18 protein-coding genes and 1 other annotated feature are annotated in these 18,829 nt (G+C 40.9%); all 18 genes read right to left on the bottom strand.

Translation table 11 applies throughout. The features are described 5' to 3' along the window. Positions 1–18 precede the first annotated feature (18 nt). Entirely contained in the window at positions 19–645 is a 627-nt protein-coding gene (rplC, locus tag WDJ61_RS00680; RefSeq protein WP_338752610.1) for a 50S ribosomal protein L3, read from the bottom strand. A 37-nt stretch (positions 646–682) separates the two neighbouring features. Further along, positions 683–991 carry a 30S ribosomal protein S10 gene (gene rpsJ / locus WDJ61_RS00675; protein ID WP_025729837.1) on the bottom strand — a complete coding sequence of 103 codons (309 nt, stop codon included), beginning with the start codon at positions 989–991 and terminating at the stop codon, positions 683–685. Positions 992–1,316: 325 nt separating this feature from the next. Continuing rightward, the gene (gene tuf, locus WDJ61_RS00670; protein WP_338752609.1) at positions 1,317–2,504 is read right to left on the bottom strand and encodes an elongation factor Tu; all 1,188 of its coding nucleotides are present in this window, start codon (positions 2,502–2,504) and stop codon (positions 1,317–1,319) included. A 127-nt stretch (positions 2,505–2,631) separates the two neighbouring features. Then, positions 2,632–4,710, bottom strand: coding sequence for an elongation factor G (gene fusA, locus WDJ61_RS00665; RefSeq protein ID WP_338752608.1), 2,079 nt, complete (start codon positions 4,708–4,710; stop codon positions 2,632–2,634). A 51-nt stretch (positions 4,711–4,761) separates the two neighbouring features. Continuing rightward, entirely contained in the window at positions 4,762–5,232 is a 471-nt protein-coding gene (gene rpsG, locus WDJ61_RS00660) for a 30S ribosomal protein S7 (RefSeq protein WP_095479276.1), read from the bottom strand. 51 nt (positions 5,233–5,283) lie between these two features. Next, entirely contained in the window at positions 5,284–5,706 is a 423-nt protein-coding gene (gene rpsL, locus WDJ61_RS00655; RefSeq protein WP_338752607.1) for a 30S ribosomal protein S12, read from the bottom strand. 95 nt (positions 5,707–5,801) lie between these two features. Further along, entirely contained in the window at positions 5,802–6,053 is a 252-nt protein-coding gene (locus tag WDJ61_RS00650; protein WP_338752606.1) for a ribosomal L7Ae/L30e/S12e/Gadd45 family protein, read from the bottom strand. 131 nt (positions 6,054–6,184) lie between these two features. Continuing rightward, positions 6,185–9,778 (bottom strand): DNA-directed RNA polymerase subunit beta', encoded by a 3,594-nt coding sequence (gene rpoC / locus WDJ61_RS00645; RefSeq protein ID WP_338752605.1) that lies wholly within the window; start codon positions 9,776–9,778, stop codon positions 6,185–6,187. 105 nt (positions 9,779–9,883) lie between these two features. After that, positions 9,884–13,438: a DNA-directed RNA polymerase subunit beta gene (gene rpoB / locus WDJ61_RS00640; protein ID WP_338752604.1), complete on the bottom strand. Its 3,555-nt coding sequence runs from the start codon at positions 13,436–13,438 to the stop codon at positions 9,884–9,886. A 233-nt stretch (positions 13,439–13,671) separates the two neighbouring features. Beyond that, positions 13,672–14,283, bottom strand: a complete 612-nt coding sequence (locus WDJ61_RS00635; RefSeq protein WP_338752603.1) for a class I SAM-dependent methyltransferase — start codon at positions 14,281–14,283, stop codon at positions 13,672–13,674. Positions 14,284–14,441: 158 nt separating this feature from the next. Continuing rightward, positions 14,442–14,807, bottom strand: coding sequence for a 50S ribosomal protein L7/L12 (gene rplL / locus WDJ61_RS00630; protein WP_338752602.1), 366 nt, complete (start codon positions 14,805–14,807; stop codon positions 14,442–14,444). 66 nt (positions 14,808–14,873) lie between these two features. Continuing rightward, positions 14,874–15,374: a 50S ribosomal protein L10 gene (gene rplJ, locus WDJ61_RS00625; RefSeq protein WP_338752601.1), complete on the bottom strand. Its 501-nt coding sequence runs from the start codon at positions 15,372–15,374 to the stop codon at positions 14,874–14,876. Between the two features lie 70 nt (positions 15,375–15,444). Continuing rightward, positions 15,445–15,590, bottom strand: a sequence feature (ribosomal protein L10 leader region). A 48-nt stretch (positions 15,591–15,638) separates the two neighbouring features. Further along, complete coding sequence (rplA, locus tag WDJ61_RS00620; protein WP_338752600.1) at positions 15,639–16,337, bottom strand: 50S ribosomal protein L1; 699 nt, start codon at positions 16,335–16,337, stop codon at positions 15,639–15,641. Between the two features lie 124 nt (positions 16,338–16,461). Continuing rightward, positions 16,462–16,887 (bottom strand): 50S ribosomal protein L11, encoded by a 426-nt coding sequence (gene rplK, locus WDJ61_RS00615; protein ID WP_041101809.1) that lies wholly within the window; start codon positions 16,885–16,887, stop codon positions 16,462–16,464. Positions 16,888–17,053: 166 nt separating this feature from the next. After that, positions 17,054–17,590: a transcription termination/antitermination protein NusG gene (nusG, locus tag WDJ61_RS00610; protein WP_338752599.1), complete on the bottom strand. Its 537-nt coding sequence runs from the start codon at positions 17,588–17,590 to the stop codon at positions 17,054–17,056. A gap of 147 nt (positions 17,591–17,737) precedes the next feature. Further along, positions 17,738–17,923, bottom strand: coding sequence for a preprotein translocase subunit SecE (secE, locus tag WDJ61_RS00605; RefSeq protein WP_338752598.1), 186 nt, complete (start codon positions 17,921–17,923; stop codon positions 17,738–17,740). A 38-nt stretch (positions 17,924–17,961) separates the two neighbouring features. Next, positions 17,962–18,108, bottom strand: coding sequence for a 50S ribosomal protein L33 (gene rpmG, locus WDJ61_RS00600; RefSeq protein WP_338752597.1), 147 nt, complete (start codon positions 18,106–18,108; stop codon positions 17,962–17,964). Between the two features lie 68 nt (positions 18,109–18,176). Continuing rightward, a complete protein-coding gene (sigH, locus tag WDJ61_RS00595; RefSeq protein ID WP_338754640.1) occupies positions 18,177–18,827 on the bottom strand; it encodes an RNA polymerase sporulation sigma factor SigH in 651 nt (216 codons plus the stop codon). Positions 18,828–18,829: the final 2 nt, after the last annotated feature.

Raw genomic sequence — 18,829 nt, 5'->3', positions numbered from 1 at the left:
CTTTCTCGGAAAATTATATTATTTCGCTTTTACAGCGCCTTGAATTTTAATTAATGATTTTCTAGGTCCAGGTACATTACCTTTAACTAGAATAACGTTGCGCTCCGCGTCTACTTTTACTACTTGTAGGTTTTGGATAGTGATTTGCTCTCCACCCATACGACCAGGAAGTAATTTGTTTTTGAATACGCGGTTAGGCGCTACAGGACCCATTGAACCTGGGCGACGATGGTAACGAGAACCATGAGTCATTGGTCCGCGGCTTTGTCCGTGGCGTTTAATGGCACCTTGGAAACCTTTACCTTTCGATACTCCTGTTACGTCAATGATATCTCCCTCAGCGAAAATATCTACTTTGACTTCTTGACCAACTTCTAGTTCTCCGTCGAAGTTACGGAACTCACGAATGAAGCGCTTAGGTGCAGTGTTTGCCTTCGCAACGTGACCTTTAGCTGGTTTGTTAGCAAGCTTTTCGCGCTTGTCATCAAAACCTAATTGGATCGCTTCGTAGCCGTCGCTTTCGATTGTTTTCTTTTGTAGTACAACGTTTGCTGCTGCTTCAATTACAGTTACAGGGATTAAATCTCCGTTTTCAGCAAAGACTTGAGTCATACCGATTTTTCTTCCTAAGATTCCTTTGGTCATGAGTCACACCTCCTAAAATTGTTAATTTTTATATAAATTAAAGTTTAATTTCAATGTCAACGCCTGATGGTAAATCTAAACGCATTAATGAATCAACTGTTTGAGGAGTTGGATTCACAATGTCGATTAAGCGCTTATGTGTGCGCATTTCGAACTGCTCACGAGAATCTTTGTACTTATGAACCGCACGTAAGATAGTGTAAACAGACTTTTCAGTTGGCAACGGGATCGGACCCGATACGCTTGCACCAGAACGTTTTGCTGTTTCAACGATCTTTTCTGCTGATTGATCTAGAATTCTGTGATCATATGCTTTTAAACGAATGCGAATTTTTTGTTTTGCCATTATTTTCCCTCCTTTATCGCCTATTTGATAATAGACATTCTCCGCGGAAATATCCTAACGACACGCGCCATGGCAAAGCGGCCGGGTGTGTCAGCAACCTTCCGCATCATCGCTGTCAAAAACCAACATTGTTAATTATACACTGTTATTAAACTATGTGCAACTATTTTTTAAAACTTTTTCATCAGCGCACTTTGTTTATTATACATATATCTACCTTTCATTTCAACTCCGGAATGCGACGAATGATAAAATAAGCCGTCAAACTATTTTTATAGAACAAAAAATGGCAGGTGGATTCTCCACCTGCCATTCAATCAATTAATTATTTTTCGATTGTAGCTACAACGCCAGCGCCTACTGTACGTCCACCTTCACGAATAGAGAACTTAGTTCCTTCTTCGATCGCGATTGGAGCGATAAGCTCAACTGTCATTTCTACGTTATCTCCAGGCATAACCATTTCTACGCCTTCAGGAAGGTTACAAATACCAGTTACGTCAGTTGTACGGAAGTAGAACTGAGGACGGTAGTTTGAGAAGAATGGAGTGTGACGTCCACCCTCTTCTTTAGATAATACGTAAACTTCAGCTTTGAACTTAGTGTGTGGCGTGATTGAACCTGGCTTAGCAAGTACTTGACCACGTTGGATGTCTTCACGAGCAACACCACGAAGAAGAGCACCAATGTTATCTCCAGCTTCAGCATAGTCAAGAAGCTTACGGAACATTTCTACACCTGTTACAGTTGTAGATTTTGGTTCTTCAGTTAAACCGATGATTTCGATTGTGTCACCAACTTTAACTTGTCCGCGCTCAACACGTCCTGTAGCAACTGTACCACGACCTGTGATTGAGAATACATCCTCAACAGGCATCATGAATGGCTTTTCAGTGTCGCGTTCTGGAGTTGGGATATACTCATCAACTGCAGCCATAAGCTCGATGATTTTTTCTTCCCACTCAGCTTCACCTTCAAGAGCTTTAAGAGCAGAACCTTTGATTACAGGTACGTCATCTCCAGGGAAATCGTACTCAGAAAGAAGGTCACGAATTTCCATTTCAACTAGTTCTAATAACTCTTCGTCGTCTACCATATCACATTTGTTCATGAATACAACTAGGTAAGGAACACCTACTTGACGAGAAAGAAGGATGTGCTCACGAGTTTGTGGCATTGGACCATCAGCAGCAGATACTACTAAGATACCGCCATCCATTTGAGCAGCTCCAGTGATCATGTTTTTAACGTAGTCAGCATGTCCTGGGCAGTCAACGTGTGCATAGTGACGTGTAGCAGTTTCATACTCAACGTGTGAAGTATTGATTGTGATTCCACGCTCGCGCTCTTCTGGAGCAGCGTCGATTTGATCGTAACCTCTCGCTTCACCGCCGCCTGCCTTAGCAAGAACAGTTGTGATTGCTGCTGTTAAAGTTGTTTTACCATGGTCAACGTGACCAATTGTACCGATATTCGCATGTGTTTTTGAACGGTCGAATTTTTCCTTAGCCATTAGGAAATCCTCCTTTGAGATATAAAAGTTTAAGTATATATTGGCTTTGAAGGTAGAAAGGATTCCACCTTCAAAGATTACTAAAGCTTACAATAGTATTTATACTTTATTAGAAAGTATAAATCAATTATTCGCCTTTATTTTTTTTAATAATTTCTTCAGAAACTGATTTTGGTACTTCTTCATAATGATCGAAGTGCATAGAGTATGTTCCACGACCTTGAGTGTTAGAACGCAATGAAGTTGCGTAACCAAACATTTCAGAAAGAGGAACGAACGCTTTAACTACTTGAGCATTTCCGCGAGCTTCCATTCCTTCCACACGTCCACGACGGGAAGTAACATCACCCATGATGTCTCCAAGATATTCATCTGGAATAACAACTTCTACTTTCATCATTGGTTCAAGTAGAACTGGGCTACATTTAGAAGCAGCGTTTTTCAGAGCCATAGAAGCAGCGATTTTAAACGCCATCTCACTGGAGTCAACATCATGGTAAGAACCATCAAATAGTCTTGCTTTGATGTCCACCATTGGATAACCAGCTAGAATACCATTTTGTAATGCATCTTCAAGACCCGCTTGAACCGCAGGGATGTATTCACGTGGAACAACCCCACCTACGATTCCGTTTTCGAATTCAAATCCTGCTCCTTCTTCGTTAGGAGAGAACTCGATCCAAACGTGACCGAATTGTCCGCGTCCACCAGATTGACGGGCAAATTTACCTTCAACTTGAGCAGATCCACGGAAAGTTTCACGGTAAGCAACTTGAGGTGCACCAACGTTAGCTTCTACTTTGAATTCGCGACGCATACGGTCAACGATGATATCAAGGTGAAGCTCACCCATACCAGAGATGATAACTTGTCCAGTTTCCTGGTTAGTTTCAGCACGGAATGTAGGATCCTCTTCTTGAAGTTTTTGTAAAGCTGTAGACATTTTCGCCTGGTCAGCTTTTGATTTTGGTTCTACTGATAATGAAATTACCGGCTCAGGGAATTCCATTGACTCAAGAATAACAAGATTTTTCTCGTCACATAATGTGTCACCAGTAGTTGTATCTTTCAAACCAACTGCAGCAGCGATATCTCCAGCATGTACTTCAGAGATTTCTTCACGTGAGTTCGCATGCATTTGAAGAATACGACCTACACGCTCACGCTTACCTTTAGTTGAGTTTTGAACGTATGATCCAGAATTAAGGATACCAGAATATACGCGGAAGAAAGTTAATTTACCAACATAAGGGTCAGTCATAACTTTAAACGCAAGCGCCGAGAATGGTGCATCGTCAGTTGAAGGACGAGTTACTTCTTCATCGCTATCTGGTAAAGTACCATTAATTGCTGGTACATCTGTTGGAGCTGGAAGGTAATCAATTACTGCATCTAGCATTAATTGTACACCTTTGTTTTTGAATGCAGTTCCGCATAGAACTGGGAAGAATTCAACGTTTACTGTACCTTTACGGATCGCAGCTTTGATTTCTTCTTTCGTAAGCTCTTCTCCACCAAGGTATTTCTCCATTAAGTCTTCATCAAGTTCTGCTACTGCTTCGATTAACTTTTCACGGTACTCTTCTGCTTGGTCTTGATACTCAGCAGGAATTTCGCCTTCCTCGATTTCAGTTCCAAGGTCGTTACCGTAGAAAGTTGCTTTCATTTCAATTAAATCGATGATGCCGCGGAACTCATCTTCTGCACCAATTGGTAATTGGATTGGATGAGCATTTGCCATCAAACGATTGTGGATTGTACCTACAGAGTATAAGAAGTCCGCACCGATTTTATCCATTTTGTTAACGAATACGATACGAGGAACTCCATAAGTAGTAGCCTGACGCCAAACAGTTTCTGTTTGAGGCTCAACACCAGATTGAGCGTCAAGTACTGTTACTGCACCATCAAGTACACGAAGAGAACGTTCAACTTCAACAGTGAAGTCTACGTGTCCTGGAGTATCGATGATGTTTACACGGTTACCTTTCCATTGTGCAGTTGTTGCAGCGGAAGTGATTGTGATACCGCGTTCTTGTTCTTGCTCCATCCAGTCCATTTGAGAAGCACCTTCGTGAGTCTCACCAATTTTATGGATACGGCCTGTGTAATAAAGAATACGCTCGGTTGTTGTTGTCTTACCGGCATCAATGTGAGCCATGATACCGATATTTCGAGTGTTTTCTAAGGAGAACTCTCTTGCCATGTGTGTTTTTCTCCTTCCTTAATTAGCTTGTTTTTTATAATAAAAATAATCTTACCAGCGATAGTGAGCAAACGCTTTGTTTGCTTCCGCCATTTTGTGAGTGTCTTCACGTTTCTTAACAGAAGCACCTGTGTTGTTAGCTGCATCAAGAATTTCAGCAGCAAGGCGTTCTTCCATTGTTTTCTCTCCACGAAGGCGAGAATAATTTACTAACCAGCGAAGACCAAGAGTTGTGCGACGCTCAGGGCGAACCTCAACTGGAACTTGGTAGTTAGCTCCACCTACACGGCGTGCTCTAACCTCTAATACTGGCATGATGTTTTTGATTGCTTGATCGAATACTTCCATAGGGTCTTTACCCGTACGTTCGCGAATAAGATCAAATGATGCGTAAAGAATAGCTTGTGATTTACCTCTTTTACCGTCTACCATCATTTTGTTGATAAGACGAGTAACTAGCTTAGAGTTGTACATTGGATCTGGAAGTACGTCTCTTTTCGCTACAGGACCTTTACGTGGCATTTGTTTTCCTCCTTTCAAAAGGTTGCTTTAATTAGTTCTTTTATTTTGTAATTAGTTTTTAGCTGGTTTAGGACGCTTTGTACCATATTTAGAACGACCTTGACGACGAGTTTCAACACCCGCAGTATCAAGCGCACCACGTACGATATGATAACGTACCCCTGGTAAATCCTTTACACGTCCGCCACGGATAAGAACAACGCTATGCTCTTGTAAGTTGTGACCGATACCAGGAATATAAGCAGTTACTTCGATACCGTTACTTAAACGAACACGGGCATACTTACGTAAAGCTGAGTTCGGTTTTTTCGGTGTCATAGTACCAACACGTGTACAAACTCCACGTTTTTGTGGTGAAGATACATCTGTTTGAGCTTTCTTGAAGCTGTTGTATCCTTTGTTAAGTGCTGGTGATTTAGAAGTAGTAGTTTTTGATTTACGAGGTTTACGCACTAACTGGTTAATAGTAGGCATGTAAATATCCTCCCTTCCTTTTTTTCTTAAGCCCACACATCCAGGTGGCTCATTTAAAATTAAAAACAAAGCTTTTGCAGTACTCTGCAAAAACATTATTCACTAATAATAGCAACAGCAACTGCCTTGACGTCAATTTTGCATGTTTTTCCAAGCTTTTGCATGGAATCAACATAAGTAACAGGCACTGCTTTTTCATGCGCAAGATCGAGTATTATTTGAATAATAGCTGGATTTGCGTCTGCAGCGAGAATTACTTCTTGAGCTTTGTTTCTTTCAAGAGCCTTCACTGTTTGTTTTGTTCCTATTTTAAGGCATTTTGCCTTTGCTACTTTTTCATAAGACATACTAGCATCCTCCAAAGTAACAAGGTTCATAGGAGCACCTTGATTATCTTATCACCGACATTTTTAAATGTCAACACCGAAAATGAAATATTGTATTGGAGCCGATGATTCACCAGCTCCAATACAATTATTTATTCTACAGTGACTGATTCTTCAACTTGTGCTAATACTGGTTCAGATCTACGATACCTTTGCATACCTGTTCCAGCTGGAACGAGTTTACCGATGATTACATTTTCTTTCAAACCAAGCAGTTCATCTCGTTTTCCTTTAATTGCAGCGTCCGTAAGTACACGAGTCGTTTCTTGGAACGATGCGGCAGACAAGAATGAATCTGTTTCAAGCGATGCTTTCGTAATACCAAGAAGAACTGGTCTCCCGGTTGCCGGCATACGACCTTCAAGCAATGCTTTTTCGTTCGCATCTCTGAATTGATGTACATCTAACAAGCTTCCAGGTAACACATCTGTTTCACCCGCATCAATGACACGGACTTTGCGAAGCATTTGGCGTACCATTACTTCGATGTGTTTGTCACCGATTTCTACCCCTTGCATACGGTATACCTTCTGTACTTCACGCAATAAGTATTCTTGAACAGAGGAAACATCTGTGATCTTCAAGTATTCTTTCGGATCAATCGAACCTTCCGTTAATTCCTGTCCGCGAACAACCTCGTCGTTCACAGCTACTTTTAAGCGAGCAGTATATGGCACTGTGTATGTGCGAGTTTCGACTTGACCTTGCAAGACGATTTCTTGCTGGCGGTCGCGCCCTTCGTTGATAGCTGTTACCGCACCATCAATTTCAGAAATCACCGCTTGACCTTTAGGGTTACGTGCTTCGAACAACTCTTGGATACGAGGTAAACCTTGAGTGATATCATCTCCGGCTACCCCACCTGTATGGAATGTACGCATCGTAAGCTGTGTACCTGGTTCACCAATAGATTGGGCAGCAATGATACCAACTGCTTCTCCCACTTCCACTTGTTGACCAGTTGCAAGGTTACGACCATAACATTTCTTACATACTCCATGACGAGTATTACAAGTAAAGGCTGAACGAATCCATACTTGTTCAAGGCCTGAATCAACGATCACTTTAGCTAAGTCTTCATCGATTAGCTCATTTTCCTGTACAAGAATAGATCCTGTTCCAGGGTGTTTAATTGTTTTTCTAGCATAACGACCTACTAGGCGTTCTTCTAAAGGCTCGATCACTTCTGTACCATCTTTAATAGAACCAATTAGTAAACCGCGATCTGTTCCGCAATCGTCTTCACGAACGATAACATCTTGGGCTACGTCTACTAGACGGCGAGTTAAGTAACCTGAGTCAGCCGTTTTCAGAGCGGTATCGGCAAGACCTTTACGCGCACCATGTGTCGAGATGAAGTACTCTAATACGGTTAAACCTTCACGGAAACTTGATTTAATTGGTAACTCGATGATTCGACCAGCCGGGTTGGCCATCAAACCACGCATACCTGCAAGCTGCGTAAAGTTAGACGCGTTACCACGGGCTCCAGAGTCACTCATCATGAAGATCGGGTTGCGTTTATCTAAGGAAGCCATTAACTTACCTTGAATAATATCTTTTGCCGCACTCCAAATCGAGATAACGCGATCATAACGCTCATCTTCAGTAATTAAACCACGTCTGAACTGCTTCATTACGTTATCCACTTTACCTTGAGCTTCTTGAAGAATTTGTTCTTTTTCACCTAATACAACAATGTCCGCTACGCCAACTGTAATACCAGCTTTAGTGGAGTATTTAAAACCTAAGTCTTTCATACGATCAAGCATTTTTGATGTTTCTGTGATCTTAAACTTCTTGAACACTTCAGCGATGATATTACCAAGAATTTTCTTCTTAAACGGAGCAACTAGCTCTTGTTTTTGAATATGTTCTTTGACATTTACTGTCGGGTGAACGAAATATTTCTCTGGTGTTTTCACTTCCAAGTTTGTTCCCGTTGGTTCATTGATGTACGGGAAGGAATCAGGAAGGATTTCATTAAAGATTAATTTCCCTACAGTAGTGATCAGCAACATTTTTCTTTGCTCATCAGTAAACGTTTGATTGCTTAAAGAAGACGTTGCGATTGCTACACGTGTATGAAGATGAACATATCCATTTTGATAAGCAGTTAACGCTTCGTTTGTATCTTTAAAGATCATACCCTCTCCAATTGCATCTTCGCGTTCAAGGGTTAAATAGTAGTTACCTAATACCATATCCTGTGAAGGGGTTACAACCGGTTTTCCATCCTTAGGGTTTAGGATGTTTTGCGCAGCAAGCATGAGCATACGAGCTTCTGCTTGGGCTTCTGCTGATAAAGGAACGTGAACGGCCATTTGGTCACCATCAAAGTCCGCGTTGTAAGCTGTACAAACGAGCGGATGAAGGCGAATTGCCCGTCCTTCAACAAGCGTCGGTTCAAATGCTTGAATACCTAAGCGGTGAAGCGTTGGGGCACGGTTAAGAAGTACCGGATGCTCTCTAATCACTTCTTCAAGGACATCCCACACCTCTGGATGCACGCGCTCGATTTTACGCTTAGCACTCTTGATGTTATGAGCTAATCCTTTTCCAACAAGCTCTTTCATAACAAACGGTTTAAACAACTCTAATGCCATTTCTTTCGGAAGTCCACATTGATACATTTTCAAATTAGGACCTACAACGATAACAGAACGACCAGAGTAGTCAACACGTTTACCTAATAAGTTTTGACGGAAACGTCCTTGCTTCCCTTTCAACATATGTGAAAGAGATTTAAGAGGGCGGTTACCTGGTCCTGTGACCGGTCGACCACGACGTCCGTTGTCAATTAAGGCATCAACTGCTTCTTGAAGCATACGCTTTTCATTTTGCACGATGATGCTTGGAGCGCCTAAATCTAACAAACGTTTCAAACGATTGTTACGATTAATTACACGACGATATAAATCATTTAAATCCGATGTCGCAAAACGACCACCATCTAATTGGACCATCGGTCGCAATTCTGGCGGAATTACCGGAAGGACATCTAAAATCATCCAGTCTGGGTTGTTGCCCGAATGACGAAATGCTTCAATGACTTCAAGACGCTTAATCGCTCTTGTACGACGCTGTCCTTGGGCACTTTTTAACTCATCTTTAAGAACTTCCACTTCTTTTTCAAGATCAATGTCTGCAAGAAGCTTTTTGATCGCTTCAGCTCCCATAGACGCTTGAAACTTGCTGCCGTATTTATCACGGTATACACGGTATTCTTTTTCAGATAGCAATTGTTTCTTCTCTAATGAAGTATCTCCTGCTTCTGTTACTACGTATGAAGCAAAGTAAATGACTTCCTCAAGAGAACGTGGGGACATATCTAACACAAGTCCCATACGGCTTGGAATTCCTTTGAAATACCAAATATGTGACACTGGAGCGGCCAGTTCAATATGACCCATGCGTTCACGACGAACTTTTGCCTTTGTTACTTCTACACCACAACGGTCACATACTACACCTTTATAACGTACTCTTTTATACTTTCCACAATGACATTCCCAGTCTTTTGTCGGTCCGAAAATGCGTTCACAAAATAAACCGTCTTTTTCTGGTTTTAATGTACGATAGTTGATCGTTTCTGGTTTTTTGACCTCTCCGAAAGACCAAGATCGAATTTTATCTGGTGATGCTAAGCCGATTTTCATATATTCGAAGTTATTAACATCTAGCAAGGGGCCTACCTCCCTTTCAGTCTACAGGTTTTACCCAAGATAGCTTAGTTGCTTTTAGTCAAGATAGCCGGAGAAGCCCGCATAAGACTTCTCCGGCATCATTAATTAATCCGTTGAACTTACTTTTTCAGTTGCTGTTTCTTCAGGGGCGATGTTTAATGTATCTGCCTGCTGAATATCATCCTCATCTTCTAAATCACGCATCTCAATTTCTTGATCGTCTCCAGACATGATCTTCACGTCCATACCTAAACTTTGAAGTTCTTTAATTAAAACTTTAAATGACTCCGGAACACCTGGCTCTGGAACATTTTCACCTTTAACAATCGCTTCATATGTTTTTACACGACCAACAATGTCATCCGATTTAACTGTAAGGATTTCTTGAAGTGTATAAGCAGCTCCATATGCCTCGAGTGCCCAAACCTCCATCTCTCCGAAACGCTGACCACCAAACTGAGCTTTACCGCCTAGAGGTTGTTGTGTCACAAGAGAGTAAGGTCCAGTTGAACGAGCATGAAGCTTGTCATCAACCATGTGCGCCAATTTGATCATGTACATGATCCCAACTGATACACGGTTATCGAATGGCTCTCCGCTTCGACCATCATAAAGAACGGTTTTCGCATCGCGAGACATTCCTGCTTCTTCAATTGTTTCCCATACATCATCCTCGGTCGCACCATCGAATACAGGAGTAGCCACATGGATACCAAGGTATCTAGCTGCCATTCCAAGATGAAGCTCAAGCACCTGTCCGATATTCATACGAGAAGGTACCCCTAATGGGTTTAACATGATGTCGATCGGCGTGCCATCCGGCAAGAAAGGCATATCCTCTTCCGGTAAAATACGAGAGATTACCCCTTTGTTACCATGTCGTCCGGCCATTTTATCCCCTTCAGAAATTTTACGCTTCTGAACGATATAAACACGAACAAGTTGGTTCACACCCGGTGGAAGCTCATCTCCATCTTCGCGGTTAAACACTTTTACGTCAAGGACAATTCCGCCCCCACCGTGTGGTACACGAAGGGATGTATCGCGTACTTCACGTGCTTTTTCACCGAAGATCGCATGTAATAGACGTTCTTCAGCAGTAAGTTCTGTAACTCCTTTTGGCGTTACTTTACCTACAAGTAGATCTCCATCCTTCACTTCTGCTCCTACACGAATGATTCCACGCTCGTCTAGATTGCGAAGCGCATCTTCACCTACGTTAGGAATATCGCGAGTGATTTCTTCAGGTCCTAATTTCGTATCCCTAGACTCTGATTCGTACTCTTCGATGTGAATAGATGTGTAAACATCATCTTTCACGAGTCTTTCACTCATGATGATGGCATCTTCATAGTTGTAACCGTCCCATGTCATGAATCCGACCATTACGTTACGACCAAGGGCAAGTTCACCTTTTTCCATAGATGGACCATCGGCGAGGATTTCCCCTTTTGTCACACGATCTCCTGTACTAACAATTGGACGTTGATTATAGCATGTTCCTTGGTTAGAACGAATAAACTTCAGTAAACGATATTTATCGAGATTTCCTTTAACCTCTTGTCCGTCAATTTCTTGAATGCGACGAACCCAAATTTCACGAGATTCAACATGTTCAACGATACCTTCATGCTTACAAATGACAGCAGCACCAGAGTCTTTTCCTGATACATACTCCATACCTGTTCCTACAATCGGAGCTTCCGGCTGCATTAATGGCACAGCCTGACGTTGCATGTTCGCTCCCATTAGGGCACGGTTGGAGTCATCATTTTCTAAGAAAGGAATACAAGCAGTCGCAGCAGAAACAACCTGTTTAGGTGAAACGTCCATGTAATCTGCACGTTCGCGTTTAACTACCGTGTTTTCTCCACGGAAACGCGCCACTACTTCTTCTTCAAGGAATGAACCGTCTTCAGCTAAAGGTACGTTCGCCTGAGCAACAACATAGTTATCTTCCTCGTCAGCCGTTAAGTAATCAATGCGACTCGTTACTTTTCCTGTTTCCGGATCAACTCGGCGATATGGTGTTTCAATAAAGCCAAATCGGTTGACTTTTGCATAAGATGATAAAGAGTTGATCAAACCGATGTTTGGACCCTCTGGCGTTTCAATTGGACACATACGACCATAGTGAGAGTAGTGAACGTCACGCACTTCAAAGCCTGCGCGTTCCCTTGTTAAACCACCAGGTCCTAATGCAGATAAACGACGCTTGTGCGTCAATTCAGCTAGCGGATTCGTTTGGTCCATGAACTGAGAAAGCTGAGAGCTTCCAAAGAACTCTTTAATAGACGCAATAACTGGGCGAATATTAATTAATTGCTGTGGTGTAATTGTATTTGTATCTTGGATGGACATTCTTTCACGAACGACACGCTCCATACGTGATAAACCAATTCGGAACTGGTTTTGAAGCAATTCACCAACAGAACGAAGGCGACGATTACCTAAATGATCGATATCGTCCGTATTTCCTACTCCATAAAGAAGGTTGAAGAAATAACCGATCGAAGAAATGATATCTGCAGGTGTGATATGCTTCACATCAAACTCTGGGAAACCATTTCCGATAACGTTAATAACTTTCTCTTCTTCGCTATTTGGAGCGTAAATCTTAATCGATTGAACAATGATATCTTCTTCTACTACACCACCAGATTGACGGAACGTTTTAAACCCTGCCCCGCTTTCAAGGTGAGGAATAATTTTGTCTAGTGTACGGCGATCAAGAAGAGTACCTGCTTCAGCGATAATTTCACCTGTTTCTGGGTCCGCAAGCGTTTCAGCTAAACGTTGACCAAACAAACGATTTTTCGTATGAAGCTTCTTATTGATTTTGTATCGTCCTACACTTGCTAAATCGTATCGTTTCGGATCAAAGAAACGAGAGATCAGTAAGCTTTTCGCATTTTCAACAGTTGGTGGTTCACCCGGACGAAGACGCTCATAAATTTCAATCAGCGCTTTTTCCGTGCTTTCCGTATTATCTTTTTCAAGCGTGTTGCGAATGTATTCATTATCGCCGATTAGATCGATGATTTCTTGATCAGAGCCAAACCCTAGAGCACGAAGCAATACTGTAATTGGTAGTTTTCGTGTGCGGTCTATGCGGACATAAACAATATCCTTTGCATCTGTCTCATATTCGAGCCAAGCACCACGGTTTGGGATCACTGTAGCAGTAAAACCTTTCTTCCCGTTCTTATCCAGTTTTCCGTTGTAATACACACTCGGAGAACGAACTAGCTGGGAAACGATAACACGTTCTGCTCCATTGATAATGAATGTTCCTGTTTCAGTCATAAGCGGAAAATCGCCCATGAACACTTCTTGGTCTTTCACTTCACCAGTCTCTTTGTTTAAAAGACGGACTTTTACTCGAAGCGGAGCTGAATACGTTACATCGCGCTCCTTAGACTCGTCGACTGGATACTTCGGGTCGCCAAGACTATAATCGATAAATTCCAATGCAAGATTACCAGTGAAATCTTCAATAGGAGAAATGTCCTGAAACATCTCTCTTAAGCCCTCATCAAGAAACCATTGATAGGAGGATGTTTGGATTTCAATAAGATTTGGTAATTCTAAAACTTCGCTAATACGTGCATAACTTCTACGTTGGCGGTGTCGTCCATACTGAACTAGTTGACCTGTCAACTGATTCACCCCTCAAATCAAGCGTTTTAGTTGCCTATATATTCCTTATAGTAGACGGCCAGTCTATTCTATAAGACAAAAAGAAAAAGGGTTTTTCAAAGAAAACCTCATTTTTTTCACATAATGAACTATTATTTTTTCATTGTTCCCATCTACTTAAAAAATCATACATCATTTCCGAGAAAATGGACACAAATATTATATTGGCATTTTACAATAATACCATAGAGATTTTAGTCAGTCAATGATTTTTCTGCTTTAAGAATGTAATATCCTTTGGAGCGCTCTACTGTTTCTACTTCACCAAATAAAAGTTCTAATTCTTTAATAGCTGATGGAGCCCCTTGCTTCTTTTGGATCACAACCCACAGCTGTCCTCCGTTCGCTAACTTCTGAAAACTTTGATGAAAAATGTCCATCACTACTTTTTTCCCTGCACGAATAGGCGGGTTCGTTAAAATAGCAGCAAATTGTTTTTCCACCACAGCTTCTAAGCGATCACTTTCATAAATGGTAATATTATCAATGCGATTCAGCTCCGCATTGTCTTTTGCAAGAGCCATTGCGCGTTGATTGACATCCACCATATGAACAAGGCGCTCCGGAAATTCTGCAGCAAGCGATAAACCAATAGGGCCATAGCCACAACCAACATCAAGCAGCGGACCTTCTATTCGAGGAGAGCTAAACTGTTCAATCAACAAACGCGAACCAAAATCTACTTCTTTTTTCGAAAAAACCCCTGCATCTGTTTTAAAACGAAACGTTTTATTTTTTAGTGTGTATTCCCAATATATTGGGTTGCTTTCACTTTCAGGAGTTGATGAATAATAATGATTTGCCATGCAGATCCCTCCAATCATCTTCCAGCGAGGCGACTATTCAGGTGCCATTTGCACATGAAAGCCTTAGCCACTTTCATTTAACCAAAGTTCCGCTAGAGATGCAAAGACAAAACAAAAGCCCGCTGGATTCAGCGGGCTTTTGTCCGATTACTACTTTATTACTTAACTTCTACGCCAGCGCCAACTTCTTCAAGTTTAGCTTTGATTTCTTCAGCTTCTTCTTTAGAAGCGCCTTCTTTAAGTGCTTTTGGAGTGTTGTCAACAAGTTCTTTTGCTTCTTTAAGACCAAGACCTGTGATTTCACGAACAACTTTGATAACTTTGATTTTTTGTGCACCTGCATCAGTAAGTACAACATCAAATTCAGTTTTCTCAGCAGCAGCGTCTCCACCAGCAGCTCCACCAACCATTGCTACAGGAGCAGCAGCAGTTACACCAAACTCTTCTTCAATAGCTTTTACTAAGTCGTTTAATTCAAGAACGGACATTTCTTTAATCGCATCAATGATTTGCTCTTTAGTCATTTTAAATTTCCTCCTTAATTTTTACATTATGTTTTATTAGTTTAGGCAGTCGCCAAATAGATTAGCTTACGCGCCTTGTTCTTCTTTTTGTTCTGCAACAGCTTTTGTCGCAAGAGCGAAGTTGCGCATAGGTGCTTGCAATACGCTGAGTAGCATAGAAAGAAGTCCTTCGCGTGATGGAAGTTCAGCAAGAGCTTTAACTTCTTCAACAGACACAACGCTTCCTTCAAGTACACCCGCTTTAATTTCTAACGCTTCATGCGTTTTCGCAAAGTCGTTAAGAATTTTAGCTGGAGCAATAGCATCTTCCGCACTGAACGCAATCGCGTTTGGACCTGTAAGAGATTCTTCTAAACCTGAGATCTCTGCCATTTCAGCCGCACGGCGAGTTAATGTATTTTTGTATACTTTGAACTCAACACCTGCTTCACGAAGTTGCTTACGAAGTTCTGTTACTTCACTTACTGTTAATCCACGGTAGTCTACTACAACTGTAGTGGCACTGTTTTTGAATTTTTCAGCGATTTCAGTAACTAACTGTTTCTTTTGTTCAATTACACTGCTCATCTTTACACCTCCTGTAGATTTCTCCGAAAAAGAACGATAAATCTTTTCCGCTTTACTTTGTCATTCATACCTCAAAGCAAGAGAAACCCCCATGCTTTGCAGACATGGAGGCACGAAAAGTACAGCAAGATGCTACACTATATATATTCGTATTACCTCGGCGGGAAATTAAGCTTTCAAAGCCCCTGCTGTCTACGGTATAAATGTTAAATTTATTTTACAACAGAATGTATTATATCAAATACAATTCTGAATGTCAACTTATTATTTTACAGTTACAGATGATGGATCTACTTTGATACCAGGAGCCATCGTTGAAGTAATTGTTACATTCTTCATGTATGTTCCTTTAGCTGCCGCTGGCTTCACTTTCATCATTGTATCGAAAATTGTGTTGAAGTTTTCAACTAATTTTTCGTTTTCGAATGATACTTTACCGATTGGCACGTGAATGTTACCAGCTTTATCAACGCGGTATTCTACTTTACCAGCTTTGATTTCCGCAACTGCTTTAGTTACGTCAAATGTAACTGTTCCAGTTTTAGGGTTTGGCATTAAACCTTTTGGTCCAAGTACACGACCAAGTTTACCAACTTCACCCATCATATCAGGAGTAGCAACGATTACATCAAACTCGAACCAACCTTGTTGGATTTTGGTGATGAAGTCGCTATCGCCAACGTAGTCAGCGCCTGCTGCTTCTGCTTCTTTCGCTTTTTCACCTTTAGCGAACACTAATACTTTTTGAGTTTTACCAGTTCCGTTTGGAAGAACAACTGCTCCACGGATTTGTTGGTCTGCTTTCTTAGGGTCAACGCCTAAACGGAAAGCAACCTCTACTGTTGCATCAAATTTTGCGAAGTTTGTTTTCTTCACTAACTCAACTGCTTCTTCAATTGCATAAGCTGTTGAACGGTCAACAAGCTTTGCTACTTCTTGAAACTTTTTACCTTTTTTAGCCATTATTAAAAATCCTCCTTATGTGGTTTTAGCGGAATAACCTCCCACGAATAAAGGTTGCGAGTGAAGTATATTTAACTACATCCACATCGCAACCCTTGAACAACAACTTCAACTAGACTAATAATTAGTCTTCGATCACAATACCCATGCTGCGGGCAGTACCTTCAACCATGCGCATAGCTGCTTCAACGCTAGCTGCATTAAGGTCAGGCATTTTTGTTTCAGCGATTTCGCGAACTTTATCACGTTTCACTGTTGCCACTTTATTGCGGTTAGGTTCACCAGAACCAGACTCGATACCGGCCGCTTTCTTAAGAAGCACAGCAGCTGGCGGAGTTTTTGTGATAAATGTAAATGAACGGTCTTCAAATACCGAAATTTCAACCGGAATGATTAAACCAGCTTGATCCGCAGTGCGCGCATTAAATTCTTTACAGAATCCCATGATGTTAACACCAGCTTGACCAAGTGCAGGACCTACCGGTGGCGCAGGATTAGCTTTACCTGCAGGGATTTGCAACTTAACAACTTTAATAACTTTTTTAGCCACGAGACACACCTCCTTAAGTCCGTGATGTGGTATTTGGGGATTTTCCCCTCCCACTCAAATAATATCTTTATTTCAAATAAAGATGATCAATTAAAATTAGTCTCAAATTCCGAGACATACCGACTTAAAAATATTATCATTTTTTGTTTAACATTTCAAGCAGTTTTCATTTTAATTTATTTACTTGACCAAAGTCAAGCTCAACAGGCGTTTCTCTACCAAACATATTGACAAGCACTTTAATTTTGGCTTTGTCATGATCAATCTCTTCAACCGTACCTTCAAAATCAGCAAATGGACCATCGTTGACGATAACCGTTTCATTCACTTCAAAGTCCGCTTCTTTTCTTCTCTCATCCATACCCATTTGTTTTAAGATATTCTTCACTTCATCCGGAAGTAGCGGTGTCGGTTTTGATCCATGACCAGAAGAGCCTACGAAGCCTGTTACTCCAGGTGTATTGCGAACCACATACCAAGAGTCATCCGTCATGACGATTTCTACTAGAACATACCCAGGAAATACTTTTCTTTTCGTTACTTTCTTCTTACCGTTTTTAATATCCGTTTCTTCCTCTTCAGGAACAATCACACGGAAAATTTTATCTTGCATTCCCATTGACTCTACACGCTTTTCAAGGTTCGCTTTTACTTTATTTTCATATCCAGAATATGTGTGAACAACATACCAATTCTTCTCCATTGAAAGGGACTAAGCGTCCTTCCCTCCTTTACTTGTTAAAAGCAAATTAAAAAACCCGTTGAAGCGGGCTTTTTTATTGTCTCTATGATGTTTCATTATACCATATAAAAAAACAGTATATTCAAGCCTTAATAATAAATCGGTCAATTACTTTGACATGACCCAATTAATAACGGCAGAAATACCTTGGTCGACGATTAAAAAGAAAATAGCAAGAAAAACTACAGTTGAAATAACAGTAATCGTATAACTAGTTAATTCTTTTTTCTTCGGCCAACTAACTTTTCGCATCTCGGAACTTACATTGCGAAAAAATTGGATAATATTCGACATGTCTAGAACCTCCGTATGATGACTTGCACACCGGTTCTTTATTTCGTTTGCTTATGCACGGTATGCTTGTTGCAAGTACTGCAAAACTTTTTGATTTCTAATCGTCCATCGCCATTCGCTTTCCCTTGAGTGGAGTAATTTCTTGACCCACACTCCGAGCAAGCTAAAATTAGTTTATTTGCCATCGTGAAATCACCTTCTCTATCTCAATTGTAAAAAATATCATTGTTATAGAAACTAGTCAAGTGATTCCCTACATTGTAATTTCTTTAAATTCAAGATAACGTTCTAGTTTTCGTTTCACCCGTTGGAGTGCATTATCAATCGATTTCACATGACGGTTCAGCTCTTCTGAAATCTCTTGATAAGATTGCCCATCTAAATATAACGCTAATACTTTTCTTTCTAAATCGCTCAACAATTCATTCATCTTATCTTCAATACTATTGAATTGCTCTCGATTAATAATTAATTCTTCCGGGTTCATCGTTTTTGCTCCCGTAATCACATCCATCAATGTACGATCTGACTCTTCGTCATAAATAGGTTTATCAAGTGATACGTAAGAGTTTAGCGGAATGTGCTTCTGTCTAGTGGCTGTCTTAATAGCTGTAATAATTTGTCTTGTAATGCATAATTCAGCAAAAGCTTTAAAGGTTGTTAACTTGTCCTCTTTGTAATCACGAATGGCTTTATATAAGCCGATCATTCCTTCTTGGACAATATCCTCCCGATCTGCTCCAATTAAAAAATAAGAGCGCGCTTTTGCTCGCACAAAATTTCTGTATTTGTGGATCAAGTAATCTAGAGCATCACTGTTTCCATTATGAACAAGTTCTATGAGTTGCTCGTCATTAAGCGTTTCTAGTGCTAAACTATTTGAACGTTTCAAGCCCACACACATCC

Origin of the sequence: Bacillus sp. FJAT-52991, from assembly GCF_037201805.1 — a bacterium.
Taxonomy (GTDB): Bacteria; Bacillota; Bacilli; order Bacillales; family Domibacillaceae; genus Bacillus_CE; species Bacillus_CE kandeliae.
This window is presented reverse-complemented; position numbering and strand designations above follow the sequence as displayed.